The organism is Kosakonia sp. WA-90 (assembly GCF_039871955.1).
Lineage (GTDB): Bacteria > Pseudomonadota > Gammaproteobacteria > Enterobacterales > Enterobacteriaceae > Kosakonia > Kosakonia oryzendophytica.
Genome location: NZ_JBDPLJ010000025.1, coordinates 1 through 577 on the forward strand (window position 1 = coordinate 1; position 577 = coordinate 577).

The 577-nt window shown below is 70.2% G+C and carries 1 protein-coding gene; it reads right to left on the reverse strand.

Translation table 11 applies throughout. The annotated features are described in order from the left end of the window. Positions 1–577, reverse strand: a 577-nt coding sequence (locus tag ABGA49_RS16120; protein ID WP_347665807.1) for a phosphopantetheine-binding protein, incomplete at both ends; no start/stop codon positions are given.

The window sequence follows — 577 nt, forward strand, 5'->3', positions numbered from 1 at the left end:
CCGCCGCGCCGCGGAATCAAAGGCCAGCAGGCTGTAAAGCAGGTAGGCGTCCCCCTCCTCCTCCAGCAGGTGGTGGAACAGGATCCCCTCCTGCAACGGCGACAGCGGGTAAATGTCCTGCACGTTGGCCGCCCCGCCGCTGACCGTGGCCACCACCGCGTCGGTTTCGGCCTGCGACAGGGTGACCAGCGGCAGCATCGCCGGGGTGACGGCCCGGCAGTGCGCGGGAATACGCGACGGCGGGACGTCCCCGTCCGTCTCATCCTGCGCGGTGACACACCGGGCCATGCCGGCCAGCACCGGCGCGGCGAACGCGCGGCGGATATCCAGCACCCGCCCGCTGCGGCGCAGCCGCTCAAGCAGGCTGACCATCATCAGCGAGTGGCCGCCAAGCTCGAAGAAGTTGTCATGCCGGCCGACGCGCTCCAGCCCCAGCAGGTCACACCACACTGCCGCCAGTTCCCGTTCGGTCTCCCCTTCCGGCGCTTCATACCCCTGTGTCACCACCGATGCACTGTCCGGCACCGGCAGTGCACGCCGGTCCAGCTTGCCGTTCGCCGTCAGCGGGAACGCCGCC